The following is a 21,738-nucleotide window of genomic DNA, read 5'->3' as shown; positions in this document are numbered from 1 at the left end:
GACGACCCCACTTATTATTATTAAACTTGGATAAGGGAACCGATTCTACTCCTTGAGGGAGAAGATCTCTAGCAAAAGATCGCTGATCCAGTGAATAAGATCCAAGTTATTCACAAATTCTCACGTTATATACCTTGGATCCACACATTTTTCCCCAAGAAAATCCACACGATCACTAACAAAAACGGGATCTTCAGGAGTTATCCCCAAGCTGAATGTATTTTGTATTTTTTCTGAGAAAGCCGGTTTTTTTCATACACAGTAGCTTTTAGCTTTAATTTACCTCCCAAAACCAAAAGTGCTCAGAAAAAGAGCAACTAACCGGGCATTCTTTATGACTAACTGAAAAAATATTACACAGAGAACTCCACAAGTTATTTTTGCTCATCCACAACAAGAGGATCCTGTAAAGCCTATAAATAACGGAGAATAGTGAATTTAATACACAGACTGTGGAAAAAACTTAAAGATCTATTCACACCCCGATCAGCAAAAAGATCCTTGAGATTTAGTTCACAAAACGTATAATCCGCCAACCGGAATTAATCGGCTCTAAGAGGCGAATAATCATTGACTCTATATGGCTCTGTGATTACAATTCCGCCTCTTTGTTGAGAGGCGTCGGATGTAAAATCCCACGCCGGGTTTAACAAAAACCTATAAACTACTGATCAGTAAAGGTAATTACCATGAAACGCACTTTTCAACCTTCAGTTCTAAAGCGCAAGCGTACTCACGGCTTCCGTGCTCGTATGGCTACTAAGAACGGTCGTAAAGTAATTAATGCACGTCGTGCTAAAGGCCGTAAGCGCCTATCAAAATAATTCGCGATTATTTTGACTAAGTACGCGTTCAATCGGGAGTTACGCTTGTTAACTCCCGAGCATTATAAAAATGTATTCCAGCAAGCACACAGTGCAGGCTCCCCCCATTTCACCATCATTGCCCGAAATAACTCTCTTTCTCATCCTCGTCTGGGATTAGCAGTACCTAAAAAGCAGATTAAAACCGCTGTCGGTCGCAACCGCTTTAAACGTCTTGCACGCGAAAGTTTCAGAACAAAGCAACACGAACTTCCAAATAAAGATTTTGTTGTCATTGCGAAAAAGAGCGCTCAAAATTTGAGCAATGAAGAAATGTTTAAGTTATTTGATAAGTTATGGCGTCGCCTTTCTCGCCCTTCTCGTGGCTAGCTATCGGTCTCATTTACCTGTATAAGTGGATTATCAGTCCGCTTATAGGTCCGCGCTGCCGCTTTACACCGACATGCTCGACTTATGCTATTGAAGCAATAAAAATGCACGGATTTGTAAAAGGGTGTTGGTTATCAGGCAAACGTCTATTAAAATGCCACCCTTTGAATGAAGGGGGATATGACCCCGTTCCACCAATAGAAGAAACAGACAGAGATAAATAACAATGGATTCTCAACGTAATATCCTGCTTATTGCCCTGGCTGCGGTTTCTTTCCTGCTGTACCAACAGTGGCAGGTAGAAAAGAACCCGGCACCACAGCAACAAGTAGTACAGACACAAAACGGCACTAGCCTGCCTGCTTCAACCATTGATGAAGGAATGGATCCTGTTCCTCAACAAGCGGAAGCTGCGAAACTGGTTACAGTAACAACCGATGTTTTGACTCTGTCAATCGACACATTTGGTGGTGATGTTGTTTCAGCTTACCTGAATGACTATGACAAAGATTTCGAGTCTGAAGAAGCATTCCAGATTCTGAAAAATGGTCAGGGCAACACTTATATTGCACAAAGTGGTCTGGTTGGCCCTCAGGGTATCGACCTGAGCAGCAACAGCCGTCCTAATTATTCTGTTTCTTCTGATAGCTTCACTTTGGCAGAGGGCCAGGACGAAATCCGTGTTCCTCTGACTTATACAGCGAACGGTATTGAGTACACTAAAACCTTCATCCTGAAGCGCGGCGATTACGCTGTGAATGTTGACTTTGATGTTGTTAACAACTCTGGCAACAATGCGACCTTTGGTATGTATACTCACCTGCGTCAGAATGTCCAGGATGCCGGTGGCAGCCTGACAATGCCGACTTACCGTGGCGGTGCATACTCAACGCATGATACCCGTTACAAGAAGTACAGCTTTGATGATATGCAGGACCGTAACCTTTCTCTGAACCTTCCTGAAGGTGAAGGCTGGGTTGCTATGCTTGAGCACTACTTCGCAACAGCATGGATTCCTCGTAACGAACCAGGTTCAAACCTTTACTCTCGTGTTATCGGCAACATGGCTGATATCGGTATCCGTATGCCGAACAAGACGATTGCTTCAGGTAACTCTGCTAAGTTTGAAGCAACGCTTTGGGTTGGTCCTAAGCTTCAGGATGCTATGTCTCAGGTTGCGCCAAACCTTGACCTTGTAGTTGACTACGGCTGGTTATGGTTTATCGCTAAGCCTCTTCACTGGCTGCTGTCTATGATTCAGGGCGTTGTGGTTAACTGGGGTGTGGCTATCATGATCCTGACTTTTGTTGTTCGTGGTGCTATGTACCCGCTGACAAAAGCTCAGTACACCTCTATGGCTAAGATGCGTATGCTTCAGCCTAAGCTGACTGCAATGCGTGAACGCATCGGTGATGACCGTCAGCGTATGAGCCAGGAAATGATGGAACTGTATAAGAAAGAGAAAGTGAACCCGCTTGGTGGTTGTTTACCTATCTTCCTGCAGATGCCTATCTTCATCGCGCTATACTGGTCTCTGATGGAATCTGTTGAGCTTCGTCACTCTCCGTTCTTCGGCTGGATTACTGACCTTTCAGCTCAGGACCCATACTACATCCTGCCAATTCTGATGGGTGCAAGTATGTTTATGATCCAGAAGATGAGCCCGTCGACGGTAACGGATCCAATGCAGCAGAAGATCATGACCTTTATGCCGGTTATGTTTACTTTCTTCTTCCTGTTCTTCCCGTCAGGTCTGGTTCTTTACTGGCTGGTATCGAACATTGTGACTCTGATTCAGCAGACGCTGATCTACCGCAACCTTGAGAAGAAAGGCTTGCATTCGAAGAAGTAAGATTTGAAATAATCTGAGAAAGGCGGCCAAAAGGTCGCCTTTTTGTTTTTAGCTGATTACAATTTGGCTAGTTTGAACCTATCCCGGGTGAAGGAAGGTGAATTTGTTTAGCAAGACGCCGTGAATCCGTCCATGGAGGCTTGGACAAAGCATCCCTGCTTTGAACACTTGCTAAACAAACACACCTCCCTTCACCCTAACCAATTCGGTAAAAAAAATGACTACAGATACTATTGTTGCTCAGGCTACTGCACCCGGTCGTGGTGGTGTAGGTATTATTCGAGTTTCAGGCCCTCTGGCTGAGCAGGTAGCACAGGAAGTTACCGGTAAGAAACTGAAACCCCGTTATGCAGAATATCTGCCGTTTAAAACTTCGGATGGCATAGAACTGGATCAGGGCATTGCGCTGTTCTTCCCTAATCCAAACTCTTTTACCGGTGAGGATGTACTGGAACTTCAGGGTCACGGTGGCCCGGTTGTTATGGATATGCTGATTAAGCGTATTCTGGAAATCTCAGGAGTTCGTCCGGCTCGTCCCGGTGAGTTCTCAGAAAGAGCTTTCCTTAACGATAAGATGGATCTGACTCAGGCAGAAGCCATTGCCGACCTTATTGATGCCAGTTCAGAGGAGGCAGCAAAGTCAGCACTTCAGTCGCTTCAGGGACAGTTCTCCAAGCGAATTAATACGCTGGTGGAATCTCTGATCCATCTGCGAATCTATGTTGAGGCAGCCATTGATTTTCCGGAGGAGGAGATCGACTTTCTTTCCGGCGGCAAAGTGAGTGGTGACTTACAAACCATTATTGATAACCTGGAAGCAGTGCGGAAAGAGGCCAACCAGGGCGCGATTATGCGTGAAGGTATGAAGGTGGTAATTGCCGGACGTCCGAATGCCGGTAAGTCCAGCCTGCTTAATGCCCTGTCTGGTAAAGACTCTGCCATTGTTACCGATATTGCCGGTACAACGCGAGATGTGTTGCGTGAGCATATTCATATTGACGGTATGCCACTGCATATTATCGACACTGCCGGTCTGCGGGATGCTTCTGATGAAGTGGAAAAGATCGGTATTGACCGCGCATGGGATGAAATAGCTCAGGCTGACCGGGTACTGTTTATGGTGGATGGCACCACCACAGATGCCACAGATCCAAAGGATATCTGGCCGGACTTTATTGATCGCCTGCCGGAAGATATCGGCATGACAGTTATCCGCAACAAAGCCGATCAAACCCAAGAGGATCTGGGTATCTGTCATGTTAACTCCCCTACTCTTATCCGTCTTTCAGCCAAAACCGGCGAAGGTGTGGATGCACTGCGTAACCACCTGAAAGAATGTATGGGCTTCTCAGGCAACAGTGAAGGCGGCTTTATGGCCCGCAGACGCCACCTTGATGCCCTGGAAAAAGCGGCTGAGCACCTGGATATAGGCCAGCAGCAGCTTGAAGGCTTTATGGCAGGTGAGATTCTTGCTGAAGAGCTTCGTATCGCACAGCAACACCTGAATGAGATTACCGGTGAGTTCAGTTCAGACGATCTGCTGGGAAGAATATTCTCTTCATTCTGTATCGGAAAATAACAACCTAGCCTTTCCGCTATATCTAAGAGGAGCATCCGCTCCTCTTTTTTGATCCGGGCTCTAAACCCATGCATACTAACCTTTTGAAGCGAAGATAACCTCATAGGGAATTCAATATGATCCAAATTATCACCGGAAGCACACTGGGCGGAGCCGAGTACGTCGGCGATCATCTTAGCGATATTCTGAAAGAAAACGGATACCAGACTGAGATCCACAATAATCCGGCTTTAGATGAGATTCCCACCAGCGGAACCTGGCTGATCATCACTTCTACACATGGTGCCGGCGATTATCCGGAAAATATCCAACCATTTATAAACAGCCTGCAATCAGCCCCGCCTAAGATGACAGATGTTAAATTTGCCGTTATTGCAATTGGTGACTCCAGCTATGACACCTTCTGCTCCGCTGGTAAACATGCCTACAATTTGCTGAGTGATATAGGGGCAACACCTGTTGCAGACTGCTTCTGTATTGATGTTGTTGAAAACCCGGTCCCTGAAGATCCGGCAGAAGAGTGGTTGTCGGAACAGCTTAAAAACTTATAACAAACCTTTTACATAGGGAGCGGTTATCCCTATGTAAATCATCTTTTGTGGATAACTTGAGTATCAAAACCACGAAAACTTATTATTTAATGAAATGATCCGCTGTGGATAAAATCAATAATTTCCAGTGATCAACCTATAGTTATCCAGATAATAACTTTTATACATCTCTCGCTCTGTTGATAACTAAGCGTTTTGATCCCAGCTATTCCAGATCAAGATCAAAGTATGATCACAAAAAATGATCTGCGTAAGTAGCTTGATCCTATTGATCATTTTTCACTTACTCACAAGATCCGGCTTGCCTAATAATAGATCAAATAAAAGATCTATATATAGATCATAAATATTTTAATCTCTCTTCTTCAGATCCAAAAAGTTTTGAAATCGATTTTATCCGTCAGACAAAACGGGTAAAATGTCGCTCCTTTTTATTTCCCATTTGTTTCGGGCCTGTCAGAAATTCAAACAGGCTCTCATTAATTATCTAAGGTTAGTCCATGCTTTATCATGAAACGTTTGATGTCATCGTTGTTGGTGGCGGACATGCCGGAACGGAAGCCGCACTGGCAGCTGCACGAACAGGACAAAAAACTCTGTTGCTTACCCACAATATCGATACACTGGGGCAGATGTCCTGTAATCCGGCTATCGGTGGTATAGGGAAAGGTCACCTGGTAAAAGAAGTTGATGCTTTAGGTGGCCTGATGGCACAGGCGATTGATAAGTCTGGTATTCAATTCCGTACTCTTAACGCTTCAAAAGGTCCAGCTGTTCGGGCGACTCGCGCTCAGGCAGACAGAGCCTTGTATAAAGCTGAGGTTCGTTATGTACTGGAAAATACCCCAAACCTTACTTTATTCCAGCAGCCGGCCGATGATCTTATTGTTGAAGGCGATCGTGTCCTTGGTGTTGTTACTCAGATGGGCCTTAAATTCCACGCCAAAGCCGTTGTACTGACCGTTGGCACCTTCCTTGGGGGTAAGATTCATATTGGTATGGAAAGCTCCTCAGGAGGCCGCGCAGGCGATCCACCTTCGATCGCACTGGCGGATCGTTTAAGAGAGCTTCCGTTACGGGTTGATCGTCTGAAGACGGGCACCCCTCCACGAATCGATGCCAATACCGTTGATTTCTCTGTTCTTGAAGCGCAGCACGGTGATGATCCGACACCGGTATTTTCTTTCCTGGGGAACCGAACGCAGCATCCGCGTCAGATCCCTTGCTACATCACTCATACCAATGAGCAGACACACGATGTGATCCGTTCAAACCTGGATCGCAGTCCTATGTACGCCGGTGTGATTGAAGGTATCGGACCGCGTTACTGTCCTTCTATCGAAGACAAGGTGATGCGCTTTGCGGATAAAAACAGCCATCAGATATTTATTGAACCTGAAGGCCTGACAACCAATGAACTCTATCCAAACGGTATCTCTACCAGTCTGCCGTTTGATGTGCAGGTTCAGATTGTCCGCTCAATGAAAGGCTTTGAAAATGCGCATATCGTGCGCCCGGGTTATGCCATTGAGTATGATTTCTTTGATCCGAGAGATCTGAAGAAAACCTATGAAAATAAGTACATTAACGGCCTGTTCTTTGCCGGTCAGATTAACGGCACCACAGGTTATGAAGAAGCGGCCGCTCAGGGCCTGATGGCCGGTCTGAATGCCGGGCTTTATGCTCAGGAGAAAGAGGGCTGGAGCCCGAGACGGGATGAGGCTTATATGGGCGTACTGATTGACGATCTGTCGACCATGGGCACCAAAGAACCATACCGTATGTTTACTTCCCGTGCCGAATACCGTCTGCTTTTGCGTGAAGACAACGCTGATCTTCGTCTGACTGAAAAGGGACGTGAGCTTGGTCTGGTTGACGATGTTCGCTGGGCCCGTTTCAACGAAAAAGTTGAAAATATGGAGAAGGAGCGTCAGCGTCTGAAAGAGACCTGGATGAATCCTAAATCTGAAGGTGTTGAAGCACTTAATGCGTTGCTTAAGACGCCAATGTCCCGCGAAGCAAGTGGTGAAGATCTGCTGCGCAGACCGGAAGTTTCTTATGAGCAACTGACTTCTCTTGAAGCTTTTGCTCCGGCACTTGACGATGAGCAGGCTGCTGAGCAGGTGGAAATTCAGGTTAAATATGAAGGTTATATCGAGCGCCAGAAAGGTGAAATCGAGAAAAACCTTCGCCATGAAAATACTAAGATTCCGGCTGACTTTGATTACGACACGGTTCAGGGGCTTTCAAACGAGGTTGTGGCCAAGCTGAAAGATGCTAAGCCGGAAACCATTGGAGTTGCATCCCGTATTTCAGGTATTACCCCGGCGGCTATTTCTATCGTTCTGGTTTATCTGAAGAAGCAGGGCCTGCTAAAAAAGGGTGAAGAATAATGAGTCAGCTTAGAGCAAAACTGGATTCGCTGATCGAGAAAACCGATCTTGAGGTGAGTGAGAAGCAGCGTGAGGAACTGGTTGGTTACGTTGAACTGCTTCACAAGTGGAATAAGGCTTACAACCTGACCTCTGTTCGAGATCCTATGGATATGTTAGTGAAACATATTCTTGATAGCCTAGTTGTCAGCCCGCACCTGAACGGGAAACGTTTTATTGATGTGGGAACCGGGCCCGGGTTACCCGGAATACCGCTGGCAATTATGAATCCGGACTGTGAGTTTGTCCTTTTAGACAGTCTGGGAAAAAGAATCCGTTTTATTAAACAGGTTCTGCATGAACTGAAAATCGACAACGTGACTCCGGTACAGAGCCGCGTTGAAGAGTATCAGCCCGAAGAGAAGTTTGATGCGGTTCTAAGCCGTGCCTTTGCTTCCATGACGGACATGGTGGAGTGGTGCCGCCATCTCCCAAAAGAGACAACTGGCAAATTTCTGGCTCTCAAGGGTCAGTATTCGGAGCAAGAAGTTGCGCTTCTGCCTAATTGGTGTAATGTGATCGAAATCAAAGCTTTGGAAGTTCCTGAGTTAGAAGGTGAAAGACATCTAGTAATCTTAAGCGCTTAAGGATTTGTTGAGAGGTTAATGTGGGAAGAATCATAGCAATTGCTAACCAGAAAGGTGGTGTAGGTAAAACCACCACTTGTGTGAATCTGGCTGCATCAATGGCAGCGACAAAACGTAAAGTTCTGGTTATCGACCTCGACCCTCAGGGGAATGCTACAATGGCTAGCGGTGTCGACAAATATCAAATCGACGCAACAGCTTATGATTTGTTAGTGGAAGATACTCCGTTTGATGAGGTGGTTTGCCGTAAGACAACAGGTGGCTATGACCTTGTTGCGGCAAACGGAGATGTTACCGCTGCAGAAATCAAATTGATGGAAGTGTTTGCACGTGAAGTCAGGCTGAAAAATGCTTTAGCCATGGTTCGCGATAACTATGATTTCATCTTTATAGATTGTCCCCCGGCTCTAAACCTACTTACAATCAATGCCATGGCCGCAGCAGATTCAGTGCTGGTTCCTATGCAGTGTGAGTACTTTGCACTGGAAGGATTAACCGCTCTGATGGATACCATCAGTAAACTGGCTGCAGTGGTGAATGAGAACTTGAAGATTGAAGGACTGCTGAGAACTATGTTTGATCCGCGTAACCGCTTATCAAACGAGGTATCAGATCAACTCAAGAAGCACTTTGGTGATAAGGTTTACAGAACTGTTATTCCTCGAAACGTGCGACTTGCCGAAGCTCCAAGTCATGGCAGACCCGCTATGTATTACGACAAACATTCAGCAGGAGCCAAAGCTTATTTAGCTTTAGCAGGGGAAATGCTTCGTCGCGAAGAAGTACCCGCATAATATGTAAGGAAATTATAACAGATGTCAAAACGTGGTTTAGGAAAAGGCCTGGACGCGCTACTGGCAACCAGTTCTATTGCCAGAGAGAAGCAACAAGTCGCTTCTCACAGTCAATCTTTATCTGCTGACGGTGAGTTGGCAGATATTCCTGTAAACCAGCTTAAGCCTGGTATCTATCAGCCTCGTAAAGAGATGTCACCGGAAGCGCTCGAAGAGCTATCCGCTTCAATTCAGTCTCAGGGAATCATTCAGCCGATTATTGTAAGAACCATAGCGGAAAACAGCTATGAGATTATTGCCGGTGAAAGACGCTGGCGCGCTGCAAAACAGGCTGGACTGCGTCAGGTTCCCTGTGTTGTAAAAAATGTTCAGGATAACGCCGCTATTGCGATGGCCCTGATAGAAAACATTCAGCGAGAAGATCTGAATGTAATTGAAGAAGCTCAGGCACTGGAGCGTCTGCAGGAAGAGTTTGAACTGACTCATCAGCAGGTTGCAGATGTGATTGGTAAGTCGAGAACGACAGTAACCAATCTTCTCAGACTGAACCAGCTGGAAGATGAAGTGAAGCGCCTTGTTGAGCAGAAACAGCTTGAGATGGGACATGCAAGAACACTTCTTGCCGTTGAGAACGGCGAGCAGGCTGAACTGGCGAATGTTATTGCTAAAAAGCAGATGACAGTTCGTCAGGCCGAGAGTTACGTAAAGAAATTCCTGGCACCAAAGAAAGAAGAACAGGAAAAGGCTCCGGATCAGGAAGCGGTAGCGATTTCAGAACGCCTTACTCAGAGAATTGGCTCGAATGTGACATTGGTAAGATCGGCAAAAGGTACGTCCAAGATGACCATTACTTTTGACGATCCTAACAAGTTAGAGCAATTGATTGCTTTGCTGGAAAGTAACCAGTAAGTACAGCAGTGTAAGGCTAAATAATGTGAAAGTTGTAGGGTTGTAAACAAAAATATCATCTAATGCTGCATTTTTATTGCATTGAAGGTTACTGACTCTATAATTTTCGCCTATTTCCATGCGCAACGATACTGCGTGATGTTGGAAGAAAAACAGAGGTAAGAATACATGGTAGCTGCGCTGGCTAGACCAGGACGAGCGCTTGCAAAGCGATTGTTATTGATTCAATCTGGCGTGGTTATATTAGTAGCAGCAGGAATGGCTTTGGCCGTGAATGCTGACTGGGGAATTTCTGCGTTAATCGGTGGTGGCATTTTTGTTATTGCCAATGCGGTTTTCGCGCTGTTCGCCTTTATGTTTAGCGGAGCCCGGGCAGCAAGAGCTGTAACGGTTTCGTTCTACACGGGTGAAACATTAAAAATTCTTATTACAGTCATCCTTTTTTCTGCTGCCTACATGTATATGAAAGTGGAACTTGTTCCATTAAAGACAACCTATTTGTTGGCATTGGGTATTAATATCTTTTTGCCAGCGTTTTTTATTAACAACAAAAAATAGGATTGAGTTATGGCTGCGCATGGTGAAGCGCTTACATCGACCGGATACATTGATCACCACCTTACCAACCTTTCTCTTTATAAGTTAGGTCTGGTAGCGGAGGAGACCAGTTTCTGGAACGTACATATCGATAGCCTGTTTTTTTCTGTGTTTACAGGGATGTTATTCCTTTGGGTATTCCGCTCTGTAGCAAAGAAAGCAACGACAGGTGTGCCGGGTAAGCTCCAGTGTGCTGTTGAAATGATGGTGGAATTTGTCGCAGACAACGTCAAAGAAACCTTTCATGGACGCAACCCATTGATTGCCCCTCTGGCACTGACTATCTTTTGTTGGGTACTGTTAATGAACATCATGGACCTGGTTCCAATTGATTTCTTACCTTATCCGGCAGAGCATTGGCTAGGCATCCCTTATTTGAAAGTGGTTCCTTCTGCTGATGTGAATATCACCATGGCAATGGCTCTCGGTGTCTTTACTTTGATGATCTACTACAGCATCAAAATTAAGGGCATTGGCGGTTTTGCGAAAGAGTTGGCTTTACACCCATTTAATCACCCTGTGATGATTCCGTTTAACCTGCTACTTGAAGTGGTATCGCTGCTGGCGAAACCTCTGTCACTTGGCATGCGTCTATTCGGTAACATGTTCGCAGGTGAGGTTGTATTTATTCTTATCGCTGCATTGCTACCGTGGTGGCTACAATGGTTGGGTGCTCTTCCTTGGGCAATCTTCCATATTCTGGTTATTTGTATCCAAGCGTTTGTATTCATGATGCTGACTATCGTATATCTGTCGATGGCACATGAAGACGCTGATCACTAATAAATGTAATTTTTTTAAAGTTTTTTCGGCACATAAGCCAACAACTATAAATTGGAGATAGTAATGGAAACTTTACTGAGCTTTTCAGCAATTGCCGTAGGTATCATCGTCGGTCTTGCTTCTCTTGGTACTGCGATTGGTTTCGCAATTCTTGGTGGTAAATTCCTAGAAGGCGCAGCACGTCAACCAGAAATGGCTCCTATGCTGCAGGTTAAGATGTTCATCATCGCTGGTCTGCTTGATGCGATCCCAATGATCGGTATCGTAATCGCACTTCTATTCACATTCGCTAACCCATTTGTTGGTTCACTATAAGTCGGCAAATTAAAGCAAATTAAGAATTTTGTCGTAGTTGAACAAATAGAGGGGTAGCTGTTGTGAATATGAACGCAACTCTGCTGGGTCAGGCAATTGCCTTCACAATGTTTGTATGGTTCTGCATGAAGTATGTATGGCCGCCAATCATGGAAGCGATTGAAGAGCGTCAGAAGAAAATTGCTGACGGTCTGCAGGCTGCTGAAAGAGCAGCTAAAGATCTGGACCTGGCACAATCCAGTGCTTCTGACCAATTGAAAGAAGCAAAGCGCACAGCAACAGAGATCATCGAGCAAGCAAACAAGCGTAAAGCACAGATTGTTGATGAAGCACGTGAAGAAGCTCAGGCAGAACGCCAGAAGATTCTTACACAAGCGGAAGCAGAAATCGAAGCTGAGCGTAACCGCGCACGCGATGAACTGCGCAAGCAAGTTGCTACTCTGGCTTTAGCTGGTGCAGAGAAAATCCTTGAGCGCTCAATTGATAAAGACGCGCACAAAGATATTCTCGATAACATTACTGCAAAACTTTAACGCGAGGGGCGCATATGTCTGAATTGACTACAATCGCACGCCCCTACGCTAAAGCAGCATTTGATTTTGCGGTGGAGAAAGGTGCATTAGACCAATGGGGTCAGATGCTCACTTTTGCTGCCGAAGTTACAAAGAATAAGGATATTGCTGAGCTCCTAACGAGTTCCGCATCTGCAGAAAAACTGTCAGAAATCTTTATTGCGGTTTGTGGCGATCAGTTTGATGAAAATGGTCAGAACCTGATTAAGGTGATGGCTGAGAATGGCCGATTAGCGGCTTTTCCTGAGGTTTGTAATGAGTTTATGTTCCTGAAACAGGAGCACGAGAAGGTGATTGATGCAGAGGTTGTTTCTGCAACAGAGCTTTCTAAAAAACAAATTGCAGAAATCAGCAGCAAACTGGAACAGCGTCTTGAGCGCAAAGTTAAGCTGAATTGCAGTGTAGATGAGGCCCTACTTGGTGGGGTTGTTATTCGAGCCGGAGACTTAATCATCGATAACTCAACGCGTGGCCAGTTAGCCCGCCTGAGCGATGCATTGCAGTCTTGATGGGGATTGGAGCATGCAACTAAATTCCACGGAAATTAGCGATCTAATCAAACAACGTATCGAGTCATTCGAAGTTGTTAGTGAAGCTCGCAACGAAGGTACTATCGTATCGGTAAGCGATGGTATTATTCGCATTCACGGCCTTGCGGACGTGATGCAAGGTGAAATGATTGAAGTACCGGGTGGCCGTTATGCGCTGGCACTTAACCTTGAGCGTGACTCGGTTGGTGCGGTAGTAATGGGCCCATATTCCGACCTTAAGGAAGGAATGAAAGTAACAGGCACAGGCCGTATTCTGGAAGTTCCAGTTGGTCCTGAAATGCTGGGTCGTGTTGTAAACACACTTGGTGAGCCTATTGATGGTAAAGGTCCAATCGAAGCGAAACTGTCTTCTCCTGTAGAAGTTATCGCACCGGGCGTAATCGACCGTAAATCGGTAGACCAGCCAGTTCAGACTGGTTATAAGTCAGTTGACTCCATGATCCCAATCGGTCGTGGTCAGCGTGAGCTTATCATCGGTGACCGTCAGACTGGTAAAACAGCTCTGGCAATCGATGCCATCATCAACCAGAAAGACTCTGGTATTTACTCTATCTACGTAGCAATCGGTCAGAAAGCATCGACTATCGCTAACGTAGTACGCAAACTGGAAGAGCACGGCGCGCTGGAAAATACCATCGTTGTTGTTGCATCTGCTTCTGAATCTGCTGCGCTGCAATACCTTGCACCGTACGCAGGTTGTGCAATGGGTGAATACTTCCGTGATCGCGGCGAAGATGCACTTATCATTTATGATGATCTGTCTAAGCAGGCAGTAGCATACCGTCAGATCTCTCTGCTACTAAAACGTCCACCAGGCCGTGAGGCATTCCCGGGTGACGTATTCTACCTACACTCTCGTCTGCTAGAGCGTGCTGCTCGTGTAAACGAAGACTATGTAGAGCGTTTCACTAACGGTGAAGTGAAAGGTAAGACCGGTTCTCTGACTGCTCTTCCTATCATCGAAACTCAGGCAGGTGACGTATCGGCATTCGTACCGACTAACGTAATCTCGATTACTGATGGTCAGATCTTCCTACAGACAGAACTGTTTAACTCTGGTGTTCGCCCTGCGGTTGACCCGGGTATCTCAGTATCTCGTGTAGGTGGTTCGGCACAGACTAAGATCATCAAGAAGCTATCAGGTGGTATCCGTACTGCTCTGGCTGCTTACCGTGAACTTGCAGCATTTGCTCAGTTCTCTTCGGATCTTGATGAAGCAACGAAGAAACAGCTTGACCATGGTCAGAAAGTAACTGAGCTGATGAAGCAGAAGCAGTACGCTCCTATGTCAGTATTTGCTCAGGCACTGGTTATCTTCGCGGCAGAGCGTGGCTATCTGGAAGACATTGAACTTAGCAAAGTTCTGGATTTCGAAGACGCTCTTCTATCGTATGCTCACAGCCACTTTGCAGATTTCGCTGAAGAAATCAGCAAAACGGGTGCTTACAACGATGAAATCGAAGCTCAACTTAAGAAAATTGTTGAGGATTTCAAGGCAACCCAAACTTGGTAATTGGTCATTCGCAGGGTGATCGTTAAGGTCACCGGCGAATCCATAAAGAGAGAGTAATACGATGGCCGGCGCAAAAGAGATACGTAATAAAATCGGGAGTGTGAAAAGCACTCAGAAGATTACGAAAGCGATGGAAATGGTGGCAGCTTCTAAAATGAGACGTTCTCAGGACGCTCGTGAAGCTTCACGTCCATATGCGGAAACAATGCGTAAAGTGATCGGTCATTTGGCAAGCGGTAATCTGGAATACAAACATCCGTATCTGGAAGAACGCGAAGCTAAACGTGTTGGTTACATCATCGTTTCTACAGACCGCGGTCTGTGTGGCGGCTTGAACATTAACCTGTTCAAAAAAGCTATGCATGACATGCAGGACTGGAAAGAGAAGGGTGCAGATGTAGAGCTTGCTATTGTTGGCTCTAAAGCGACTGCATTTTTCAATAACAGCGGCGCTAAGGTAGCGGCTCAGGTATCTGGTCTTGGTGATAACCCAAGCGTTGAAGACCTGATCGGTTCTGTGGGCGTTATGCTGAAGAAATACGATGAAGGTGAATTGGATCGCCTGTACGTGGTGTTCAACAAGTTTGTAAACACTATGGTACAGGAACCAACGATCGATCAATTACTACCACTGCCTAAATCGGAAAGTGAAGAGCTGAAACAGCGTACTCATACATGGGATTACATTTACGAGCCTGAGCCGAAGCCTCTTCTGGATGCACTACTGATTCGCTATGTTGAATCTCAGGTGTACCAGGGGGTGGTTGAGAACCTGGCTTGTGAAATGGCAGCCCGAATGATTGCGATGAAGGCAGCAACAGATAATGCAACAAACCTGATCGAAGACTTAGAGCTTGTGTATAACAAAGCGCGTCAAGCCGCTATCACACAAGAACTGTCTGAGATTGTTGGTGGTGCTGCAGCGGTTTAAGCATTGGTAAAACTAATTAGTTAGAGGATTAACGATGGCTACAGGTAAGATCGTACAGATCATCGGTGCGGTAGTCGACGTAGAGTTCCCACAGGGCGATGTACCACGTGTATATGATGCTCTTAATGTTACTGAAGCTCAGGAACGTCTTGTTCTTGAAGTTCAGCAGCAGCTGGGCGGCGGCGTAGTTCGCTGTATCGTAATGGGTAGCTCTGATGGTTTACGTCGTGGATTAACGGTAGAAAATACTGGTGCTCCAATCACTGTACCGGTAGGTACAGAGACTCTGGGACGTATCATGAACGTTCTGGGTGACGCGATTGATGAGCGTGGTGAAGTTGGTGCAAAAGAGCACTACGCGATTCACCGTGAAGCTCCAAGTTATGAAGATCAGTCAAACGCGACTGAGCTTCTTGAGACAGGTGTAAAGGTAATTGACCTGGTTTGTCCATTCGCTAAGGGTGGTAAAATCGGTCTGTTCGGTGGTGCAGGTGTAGGTAAGACCGTTAACATGATGGAACTTATCAACAACATCGCACTTCAGCACTCTGGTCTTTCAGTATTCGCGGGTGTTGGTGAACGTACTCGTGAAGGTAACGACTTCTACTTTGAAATGCAGGAAGCGGGTGTTGTAAACATCGAGAAGCCTGAAGAATCAAAAGTAGCAATGGTTTATGGTCAGATGAACGAGCCACCGGGCAACCGTCTGCGTGTAGCGCTTACTGGCCTGACTATGGCGGAACGTTTCCGTGATGAAGGTCGTGACGTACTTCTGTTCATCGATAACATTTACCGTTATACCCTTGCGGGTACAGAAGTATCGGCTCTACTGGGTCGTATGCCATCTGCGGTAGGTTATCAGCCAACTCTTGCAGAAGAGATGGGTGTACTTCAGGAGCGTATCACATCAACGAAGAGTGGTTCTATCACATCTGTACAGGCGGTATACGTACCTGCGGATGACCTGACTGACCCGTCTCCGGCAACAACGTTTGCGCACTTGGATGCAACAGTTGTACTTAGCCGTAACATCGCAGCTATGGGTCTTTACCCTGCGATCGACCCACTGGATTCGACTTCACGTCAGCTTGATCCACTGGTTGTTGGTCAGGAGCACTACGATGTTGCTCGTGGCGTACAGCAGACGCTTCAGCGCTATAAAGAGCTGAAGGATATCATCGCTATCCTTGGTATGGACGAACTGTCTGAAGAGGATAAGCTGTTGGTAGCTCGTGCTCGTAAGATTGAACGTTTCCTTACTCAGCCTTACCACGTAGCGGAAGTCTTCACTGGTCAGCCAGGTTGCTATGTTTCGCTGAAAGATACTCTTCGTAGCTTTAAAGGTCTGTTGGACGGTGAATACGACGACATTCCGGAGCAGGCGTTTATGTACTGCGGTACTATCGAAGACGCTATCGAGAAAGCGAAGAAGCTATAAGGCTAGACAGGAGGCGATATGGCAGCAATAACCTTTCATCTGGATGTAGTTAGCGCGGAAAAGAGTCTTTTCTGTGGCCGCGTTGAGACGTTTCAGGTGACCGGTAGCGAAGGTGAACTTGGTATTTTCCATGGTCACACACCGCTGCTGACCGCTATTAAGCCTGGCATGGTGCGTATCGTTAAACAGCACGGCCACGAGGAATTTATTTATGTTTCTGGTGGTATTATAGAGGTTCAGCCTGGTACAGCGACTGTACTGGCTGATACAGCTATCCGTGGTGAAGATCTTGACGCTGCTAAGGCAGAAGAAGCCAAGCGCAAGGCTGAGGAGAATATCCAGAATCAGCATGGCGACATGGACTTCGCACAAGCGGCCAGTGAACTGGCTAAAGCGATTGCTCAGCTTCGTGTTATCGAGCTGACTAAGAGCAGAAGACGCTAATCTGTTTAGTGTGAGAAAAAGGCGACCTTGATGGTCGCCTTTTTGTTTTTGGTAACTTCTGGCTCTCAGTAAAGTCAGGTAACTCTTCCGTAAAACCGCCGCAAGTACATCCATGTAGGCTCCAATTTTTCTTCCCTGAAAAATAGGTTTTACTCCAGAGTCACCCGACTTTCCTTTAATACCGGGTGTTTGCAGAGAATTCTTGATACTGAAGCTTTTAAATACGGCACAATACAAGTTAGAATCAGCTCTCATTTAATATAAAAAATAAGGACTTTTTCATGAAGTTTAGCGCGGTGATCCTGGCTGCGGGTAAAGGTACCCGTATGTACTCAAGCAAGCCTAAGGTGCTTCACACCTTGGCGGGAAAACCGATGGCAAAGCATGTGATTGATACATGTGCTGGTCTTGGTGCTCAGAATATTCATCTGGTTTATGGTCACGGTGGTGATCAGATGAAGGAAGTGCTTGGTAATGAACAGGTGAGCTGGGTGCTTCAGGCTGAGCAGCTAGGTACTGGTCATGCAGTAGATCAGGCTTCGGATCAGTTTTCTGATGATGAAAAAGTGTTGGTTCTTTACGGCGATGTGCCGCTGATTTCAGATGCGACAATCGAAAGTCTGCTGGATGCCCAGCCTGAAGGCGGTATTGCGCTTCTGACGGTGGTTCTTGATGACCCGACTGGTTACGGTCGAATTGTTCGTAAAAATGGCCCTGTAGTGGCTATCGTTGAGCAGAAAGATGCGAGTGAAGAGCAGAAGCTGATCAATGAGATTAATACCGGGGTTATGGTAGCGACCGGTGGTGACCTGAAGCGCTGGCTGTCTGGTTTAAGTAATGATAATGCTCAGGGTGAGTACTATCTGACGGACGTTATTGCTGCGGCTCATAATGAAGGTCGCGCTGTAGAAGCCGTTCATCCTGCAAATCCTATTGAAGTGGAAGGCGTGAATAACCGTGTTCAGCTTGCTAAACTTGAGCGTGCATACCAGTTAATGCAGGCTGAGAAACTGCTTGAGCAGGGTGTGATGCTGCGTGATCCGGCTCGTTTTGATCTGCGTGGTGAGCTTCAGTGTGGCCGTGATGTTGAGATCGATGTGAACGTGGTAATCGAAGGTAGCGTAACTATCGGTGATAATGTGGTTATCGGTGCAGGTTGTGTACTGAAAGATTGTGAAATCGATGATAATTCTGTTCTGAGCCCATATACGGTAATTGAAGAGTCTACAGTGGGTGAAGACTGTACGGTTGGTCCGTTTGCCCGTCTGCGTCCTGGTGCTGAGCTTAAGAACGAAGCTCATGTGGGTAACTTTGTTGAGATTAAGAACGGTGTTATCGGCTTAGGCTCTAAGGTTGGTCACCTTACTTATATTGGTGATACTGAGATTGGTAAAGATACCAATATCGGTGCAGGTACCATCACCTGTAACTACGATGGTGCTAACAAACATAAGACTATTATCGGTGATGACGTTTTTGTCGGTTCAGATACTCAGCTGGTGGCTCCGGTTTCTGTGGGTAATGGTGCAACTATTGGCGCCGGTGCTACAGTTACTAAAGATATCAATGAAGGTGAGTTAGTAATCACTCGCGCTAAAGAACGCAGAATTTCCGGATGGAAGCGTCCGGTTAAGAAGAAAAAATAGAATTAGACAGGACGTTATATGACAGTAACCACCTTTCACCTTGATGTGGTCAGTGCAGAGAAGCAGCTTTTTTCCGGCCTGGTAGAGACATTTCAGGTTACCGGCAGTGAAGGTGAGCTTGGTATTTATCACGGACACGCACCTCTTCTGACGGCAGTTCAGCCTGGTATGCTGCGTATAGTAAAGCAGCATGGCCATGAGGAGTTTATCTATGTCTCTGGTGGTTATGTTGAAGTTCAGCCCGGTATCGCAACCGTGTTGGCGGATACCGCAATACGCGGTGAAGACATTGACGCTGCAAAAGCTGAAGAAGCCAAACGTAAAGCCGAAGAGCATATCCAGCACCAGCATGGCGATATGGACTTTGCTTTGGCAGCCAAAGAGCTGGCAAAGGCTATTGCGCAGTTGCGAGTGGCCGAACTGGCGAGGAAACGAAGAGGTAAATCTGTTTAGTGTGTAAAAAGGCGACCGGATGGTCGCCTTTTTGTTAAGGTGTTATTTCTCTCTCAAGTTTTGTATCAAAATGATATAAAACTTGCATTCAATTCTGTCTTACTTTATTTTTATATCAAATTGATATAAAAATAATAATTTCTCTACACATAATCCATTTTACTTGCTAGCTGAGAATAACTCTGGAAACCACAAGATACTTGAGTAATAAGGACTTGTATGAATCCAGACAACGTGAAATGTGTTACCGAATTTCCTTTAACGCCTAAGAGTGCCCGAAAGTTAATAGCTGATTTAGCGACATATTATTCTTATAGAGTTAAGTTTTCTAAGCATGCCAGGCAGCGATTAACTGAGAGAAAAGTTTCTACCCAACAGGTTTTTAGTCTGCTACGGAGTAGTTCAAGCAGGTTTCAGGAACTACCTCATCAGGATCCAAGAGGAGACTGGAAAATGAATTTAGAAGGGATGGCAGCAGGGGAGCTTTTAAGAGTAAGCCTTGTTCTCAAAAGAGTTGAGAGTGATCCGTCAGCTTTTATTGTTACTGTTTTACTACCTTAAGGAGGGGCAACGATGAATGACATATACCACTATATAGAGTGCGGCCTTCCGAATATCTACTTAAGAAACGGCTATCACATCGAAGTTATAGATGATGAAGAGTACTTCAGTATTGATGATATAGGTGGTTTGCATAAAGTAATTGCGCTGGCGCTTGTTAATAAAACCACTCACCTGACAGGTGACGAATTTAAGTTTTTCCGCCTTCAGTTTAATCACTCCCGAAGGGTTCTTGCTGAGCTACTGGGTTATGATCAGCAGACAATAGGCAGGTGGGAGAACGGAAACTCGTCTATTCCAAAGCTGGCTGATGCATCAATACGAAAGCTGTATTTAGAATCGGTTAATGAAGATAGCAATCTTGGGCTGCTTTTGGAGCAAATTGCGGATATTGAGGCTGAGTTAGAAATGAGAAAAATAGTGATTGAAGAAACAGAAGATCACTGGGAAGTAGCCAAAGGCTGACTCGCAGCGATCTAACTGTTGGATAGGAAGTTAAGACAAAAAGAACTTAAACGCCGGATTATCACTCTCGTCTTTATACGGATAGTCCAGTTCAAACAGATGCTCAGAGAAGCGTGCCAGATCAGACTCATCCAGCTCGAATCCACAGAGCACACGGCCGTAGTCCATACCGTGGTTACGGTAGTTGAACAGGCTGATGTTCCAGTGAGTGCCCAGAGTGCTCAGGAATTTAAGCAGGGCGCCCGGATATTCAGGGAACTCAAAGCTGTACAGGCGCTCCTGAAGCTTTTTGTTCGGACGGCCGCCAATCATATAACGGATGTGCAGTTTTGCCATTTCGTCGTCTGACAGGTCGATTACCGGATAACCGCCTTCGCGAAGGTCAGCAATAATATTCTCAAGCTCTTCCTGACCACCCTGAAGACGGACACCGACAAAGATATTTGCCAGGCTGTCATCGTTATAGCGGTAGTTAAACTCAGTTACCGCACGGCCACCGATAGTCTGACAGAACTTAAAGAATGCGCCCGGCTCTTCAGGGATAGTCACCGCTAACAGACCTTCGCGCTTTTCACCCAGTTCACAACGTTCTGAAACATAGCGCAGACCGTGGAAGTTGGTGTTAGCTCCGGAAAGTACGGTTCCCAGTTTCTTACCTTTAAGCTCGTTCTGCTCTGCAAACTTCTTCAGGCCAGCCAGAGCAAGGGCTCCGGAGGGTTCCGCGATAGCGCGGGTGTCTTCGAAGATATCCTTAACGGCAGCACAGATTTCATCGCTTGAGACAGAAATATGCCCGTCGATATATTCCTGACACAGGCGGAAGGTTTCTTCACCAATGCGCTTAACCGCTACACCATCAGCAAACATACTGACCTGGTCAAGCACCACAGGTTCGCCTGCATCCAGAGCCGCTTTTAGGCAGCATGAATCTTCAGGCTCAACAGCAATGACCTTGATTTCCGGCATTAACTGCTTAACCAGAACCGCGATACCGGCAGCCAGACCGCCACCGCCAACCTGAACAAAGATATAGTCCAGGTGACCGTTCTGCTGAAGCATCTCCATACCGATTGTACCCTGACCGGCAATCACCAGAGGGTGATCGAACGGAGGAACAAAGGTATATCCGTGAAGCTCTGCAAGACGTTCTGCTTCCGCTTTGGCTTCATCGAAGTTAGCACCGTGCAGGACCACTTCACCGCCAAAGCCGCGTACTGCGTCCACTTTGATATCGGGAGTAGTCTTTGGCATAACGATAATGGCACGGATACCCAGATGCTTACCTGAATAAGCAATGCCCTGAGCATGGTTACCTGCAGATGCTGCGATAACGCCGGCGTCTTTTTGTGCCTCCGTCAGGCTGGCCACCATATTGTAGGCACCACGCAGCTTAAAGGAGTTAACCGGCTGGCGGTCTTCTCTTTTCAGCTGAACCTGGTTACCGATACGCTCAGAAAGGCGGGGCATATCCTGAAGCAGGGTTTTGGTTGCCACTTCGTAGACCGGAGCACGAAGAATATGGCGCAGATATTCTGCGCCAGTTTTCGGTAATGGGTGTTGCGTATGAGGCAC

24 protein-coding genes are annotated in these 21,738 nt (G+C 46.2%); 23 read left to right on the top strand and 1 reads right to left on the bottom strand.

What is annotated here, in order from left to right; translation table 11 throughout:
* Nucleotides 1–689 precede the first annotated feature (689 nt).
* The 23 genes from rpmH to L3Q72_RS14790 all read left to right on the top strand — a co-directional run bounded on the left by rpmH (nucleotide 690) and on the right by L3Q72_RS14790 (nucleotide 20,166).
* The gene (gene rpmH / locus L3Q72_RS14900; RefSeq protein ID WP_093278272.1) at nucleotides 690–824 is read left to right on the top strand and encodes a 50S ribosomal protein L34; all 135 of its coding nucleotides are present in this window, start codon (nucleotides 690–692) and stop codon (nucleotides 822–824) included.
* A 45-nt stretch (nucleotides 825–869) separates the two neighbouring features.
* The gene (gene rnpA / locus L3Q72_RS14895; RefSeq protein ID WP_275130674.1) at nucleotides 870–1,193 is read left to right on the top strand and encodes a ribonuclease P protein component; all 324 of its coding nucleotides are present in this window, start codon (nucleotides 870–872) and stop codon (nucleotides 1,191–1,193) included.
* Nucleotides 1,160–1,417: a membrane protein insertion efficiency factor YidD gene (yidD, locus tag L3Q72_RS14890; protein WP_275130673.1), complete on the top strand. Its 258-nt coding sequence runs from the start codon at nucleotides 1,160–1,162 to the stop codon at nucleotides 1,415–1,417. The genes rnpA and yidD overlap by 34 nt, the downstream gene beginning before the upstream one ends.
* Nucleotides 1,418–1,419: 2 nt before the next feature.
* Nucleotides 1,420–3,045: a membrane protein insertase YidC gene (yidC, locus tag L3Q72_RS14885; RefSeq protein ID WP_275130672.1), complete on the top strand. Its 1,626-nt coding sequence runs from the start codon at nucleotides 1,420–1,422 to the stop codon at nucleotides 3,043–3,045.
* Between the two features lie 217 nt (nucleotides 3,046–3,262).
* Nucleotides 3,263–4,624 (top strand): tRNA uridine-5-carboxymethylaminomethyl(34) synthesis GTPase MnmE, encoded by a 1,362-nt coding sequence (mnmE, locus tag L3Q72_RS14880; RefSeq protein WP_275130671.1) that lies wholly within the window; start codon nucleotides 3,263–3,265, stop codon nucleotides 4,622–4,624.
* Nucleotides 4,625–4,740: 116 nt separating this feature from the next.
* Nucleotides 4,741–5,175: an FMN-binding protein MioC gene (mioC, locus tag L3Q72_RS14875; protein WP_275130670.1), complete on the top strand. Its 435-nt coding sequence runs from the start codon at nucleotides 4,741–4,743 to the stop codon at nucleotides 5,173–5,175.
* A gap of 500 nt (nucleotides 5,176–5,675) precedes the next feature.
* Nucleotides 5,676–7,568 (top strand): tRNA uridine-5-carboxymethylaminomethyl(34) synthesis enzyme MnmG, encoded by a 1,893-nt coding sequence (gene mnmG / locus L3Q72_RS14870; protein WP_275130669.1) that lies wholly within the window; start codon nucleotides 5,676–5,678, stop codon nucleotides 7,566–7,568.
* The gene (rsmG, locus tag L3Q72_RS14865; RefSeq protein WP_275130668.1) at nucleotides 7,568–8,194 is read left to right on the top strand and encodes a 16S rRNA (guanine(527)-N(7))-methyltransferase RsmG; all 627 of its coding nucleotides are present in this window, start codon (nucleotides 7,568–7,570) and stop codon (nucleotides 8,192–8,194) included. The genes mnmG and rsmG overlap by 1 nt, the downstream gene beginning before the upstream one ends.
* 20 nt (nucleotides 8,195–8,214) lie before the next feature.
* Nucleotides 8,215–8,988 carry a ParA family protein gene (locus tag L3Q72_RS14860; RefSeq protein WP_275130667.1) on the top strand — a complete coding sequence of 258 codons (774 nt, stop codon included), beginning with the start codon at nucleotides 8,215–8,217 and terminating at the stop codon, nucleotides 8,986–8,988.
* Nucleotides 8,989–9,009: 21 nt separating this feature from the next.
* Nucleotides 9,010–9,897, top strand: coding sequence for a ParB/RepB/Spo0J family partition protein (locus L3Q72_RS14855; protein WP_275130666.1), 888 nt, complete (start codon nucleotides 9,010–9,012; stop codon nucleotides 9,895–9,897).
* Between the two features lie 168 nt (nucleotides 9,898–10,065).
* Complete coding sequence (locus L3Q72_RS14850; RefSeq protein WP_275130665.1) at nucleotides 10,066–10,455, top strand: F0F1 ATP synthase subunit I; 390 nt, start codon at nucleotides 10,066–10,068, stop codon at nucleotides 10,453–10,455.
* 9 nt (nucleotides 10,456–10,464) lie between these two features.
* Nucleotides 10,465–11,277: a F0F1 ATP synthase subunit A gene (gene atpB / locus L3Q72_RS14845; protein WP_275130664.1), complete on the top strand. Its 813-nt coding sequence runs from the start codon at nucleotides 10,465–10,467 to the stop codon at nucleotides 11,275–11,277.
* A gap of 63 nt (nucleotides 11,278–11,340) precedes the next feature.
* Nucleotides 11,341–11,592 (top strand): F0F1 ATP synthase subunit C, encoded by a 252-nt coding sequence (gene atpE / locus L3Q72_RS14840; RefSeq protein WP_275130663.1) that lies wholly within the window; start codon nucleotides 11,341–11,343, stop codon nucleotides 11,590–11,592.
* A gap of 62 nt (nucleotides 11,593–11,654) precedes the next feature.
* Entirely contained in the window at nucleotides 11,655–12,125 is a 471-nt protein-coding gene (atpF, locus tag L3Q72_RS14835; protein WP_275130662.1) for a F0F1 ATP synthase subunit B, read from the top strand.
* Between the two features lie 14 nt (nucleotides 12,126–12,139).
* On the top strand, nucleotides 12,140–12,673 hold the full coding sequence (gene atpH, locus L3Q72_RS14830; protein ID WP_275130661.1) for a F0F1 ATP synthase subunit delta: 534 nt from the start codon (nucleotides 12,140–12,142) through the stop codon (nucleotides 12,671–12,673).
* Between the two features lie 13 nt (nucleotides 12,674–12,686).
* Nucleotides 12,687–14,228, top strand: a complete 1,542-nt coding sequence (gene atpA / locus L3Q72_RS14825) for a F0F1 ATP synthase subunit alpha (RefSeq protein WP_275130660.1) — start codon at nucleotides 12,687–12,689, stop codon at nucleotides 14,226–14,228.
* Nucleotides 14,229–14,289: 61 nt separating this feature from the next.
* Entirely contained in the window at nucleotides 14,290–15,159 is an 870-nt protein-coding gene (atpG, locus tag L3Q72_RS14820; protein ID WP_275130659.1) for a F0F1 ATP synthase subunit gamma, read from the top strand.
* Nucleotides 15,160–15,193: 34 nt separating this feature from the next.
* Nucleotides 15,194–16,597 carry a F0F1 ATP synthase subunit beta gene (gene atpD / locus L3Q72_RS14815; RefSeq protein WP_275130658.1) on the top strand — a complete coding sequence of 468 codons (1,404 nt, stop codon included), beginning with the start codon at nucleotides 15,194–15,196 and terminating at the stop codon, nucleotides 16,595–16,597.
* A gap of 18 nt (nucleotides 16,598–16,615) precedes the next feature.
* Nucleotides 16,616–17,041 (top strand): F0F1 ATP synthase subunit epsilon, encoded by a 426-nt coding sequence (locus L3Q72_RS14810; protein WP_275130657.1) that lies wholly within the window; start codon nucleotides 16,616–16,618, stop codon nucleotides 17,039–17,041.
* Between the two features lie 281 nt (nucleotides 17,042–17,322).
* Nucleotides 17,323–18,687, top strand: coding sequence for a bifunctional UDP-N-acetylglucosamine diphosphorylase/glucosamine-1-phosphate N-acetyltransferase GlmU (glmU, locus tag L3Q72_RS14805; RefSeq protein ID WP_275130656.1), 1,365 nt, complete (start codon nucleotides 17,323–17,325; stop codon nucleotides 18,685–18,687).
* Nucleotides 18,688–18,705: 18 nt separating this feature from the next.
* Nucleotides 18,706–19,140, top strand: coding sequence for a F0F1 ATP synthase subunit epsilon (locus L3Q72_RS14800; RefSeq protein ID WP_275130655.1), 435 nt, complete (start codon nucleotides 18,706–18,708; stop codon nucleotides 19,138–19,140).
* 219 nt (nucleotides 19,141–19,359) lie between these two features.
* Nucleotides 19,360–19,701, top strand: a complete 342-nt coding sequence (locus L3Q72_RS14795) for a DUF4258 domain-containing protein (protein WP_275130654.1) — start codon at nucleotides 19,360–19,362, stop codon at nucleotides 19,699–19,701.
* Between the two features lie 12 nt (nucleotides 19,702–19,713).
* On the top strand, nucleotides 19,714–20,166 hold the full coding sequence (locus tag L3Q72_RS14790; RefSeq protein WP_275130653.1) for a helix-turn-helix domain-containing protein: 453 nt from the start codon (nucleotides 19,714–19,716) through the stop codon (nucleotides 20,164–20,166).
* 30 nt (nucleotides 20,167–20,196) lie between these two features.
* Here the strand turns inward: L3Q72_RS14790 and ilvA are convergent, their stop codons facing one another.
* The gene (gene ilvA / locus L3Q72_RS14785) at nucleotides 20,197–21,738 is read right to left on the bottom strand and encodes a threonine ammonia-lyase, biosynthetic (protein WP_275130652.1); all 1,542 of its coding nucleotides are present in this window, start codon (nucleotides 21,736–21,738) and stop codon (nucleotides 20,197–20,199) included.

Origin of the sequence: Vibrio sp. JC009, from assembly GCF_029016485.1 — a bacterium.
Taxonomy (GTDB): domain Bacteria; phylum Pseudomonadota; class Gammaproteobacteria; order Enterobacterales; family Vibrionaceae; genus Vibrio.
This window is presented reverse-complemented; position numbering and strand designations above follow the sequence as displayed.

Bases quoted from the DNA above. Each gene is read 5' to 3' on its own strand.
- rpmH (WP_093278272.1), top strand. From the start codon at position 690: ATGAAACGCACTTTTCAACCTTCAGTTCTAAAGCGCAAGCGTACTCAC.
- yidD (WP_275130673.1), top strand. From the start codon at position 1,160: ATGGCGTCGCCTTTCTCGCCCTTCTCGTGGCTAGCTATCGGTCTCATT.
- yidC (WP_275130672.1), top strand. From the start codon at position 1,420: ATGGATTCTCAACGTAATATCCTGCTTATTGCCCTGGCTGCGGTTTCT.
- mnmE (WP_275130671.1), top strand. From the start codon at position 3,263: ATGACTACAGATACTATTGTTGCTCAGGCTACTGCACCCGGTCGTGGT.
- mioC (WP_275130670.1), top strand. From the start codon at position 4,741: ATGATCCAAATTATCACCGGAAGCACACTGGGCGGAGCCGAGTACGTC.
- mnmG (WP_275130669.1), top strand. From the start codon at position 5,676: ATGCTTTATCATGAAACGTTTGATGTCATCGTTGTTGGTGGCGGACAT.
- rsmG (WP_275130668.1), top strand. From the start codon at position 7,568: ATGAGTCAGCTTAGAGCAAAACTGGATTCGCTGATCGAGAAAACCGAT.
- L3Q72_RS14855 (WP_275130666.1), top strand. From the start codon at position 9,010: ATGTCAAAACGTGGTTTAGGAAAAGGCCTGGACGCGCTACTGGCAACC.
- L3Q72_RS14850 (WP_275130665.1), top strand. From the start codon at position 10,066: ATGGTAGCTGCGCTGGCTAGACCAGGACGAGCGCTTGCAAAGCGATTG.
- atpB (WP_275130664.1), top strand. From the start codon at position 10,465: ATGGCTGCGCATGGTGAAGCGCTTACATCGACCGGATACATTGATCAC.
- atpE (WP_275130663.1), top strand. From the start codon at position 11,341: ATGGAAACTTTACTGAGCTTTTCAGCAATTGCCGTAGGTATCATCGTC.
- atpH (WP_275130661.1), top strand. From the start codon at position 12,140: ATGTCTGAATTGACTACAATCGCACGCCCCTACGCTAAAGCAGCATTT.
- atpA (WP_275130660.1), top strand. From the start codon at position 12,687: ATGCAACTAAATTCCACGGAAATTAGCGATCTAATCAAACAACGTATC.
- atpG (WP_275130659.1), top strand. From the start codon at position 14,290: ATGGCCGGCGCAAAAGAGATACGTAATAAAATCGGGAGTGTGAAAAGC.
- atpD (WP_275130658.1), top strand. From the start codon at position 15,194: ATGGCTACAGGTAAGATCGTACAGATCATCGGTGCGGTAGTCGACGTA.
- L3Q72_RS14810 (WP_275130657.1), top strand. From the start codon at position 16,616: ATGGCAGCAATAACCTTTCATCTGGATGTAGTTAGCGCGGAAAAGAGT.
- glmU (WP_275130656.1), top strand. From the start codon at position 17,323: ATGAAGTTTAGCGCGGTGATCCTGGCTGCGGGTAAAGGTACCCGTATG.
- L3Q72_RS14800 (WP_275130655.1), top strand. From the start codon at position 18,706: ATGACAGTAACCACCTTTCACCTTGATGTGGTCAGTGCAGAGAAGCAG.
- L3Q72_RS14795 (WP_275130654.1), top strand. From the start codon at position 19,360: ATGAATCCAGACAACGTGAAATGTGTTACCGAATTTCCTTTAACGCCT.
- L3Q72_RS14790 (WP_275130653.1), top strand. From the start codon at position 19,714: ATGAATGACATATACCACTATATAGAGTGCGGCCTTCCGAATATCTAC.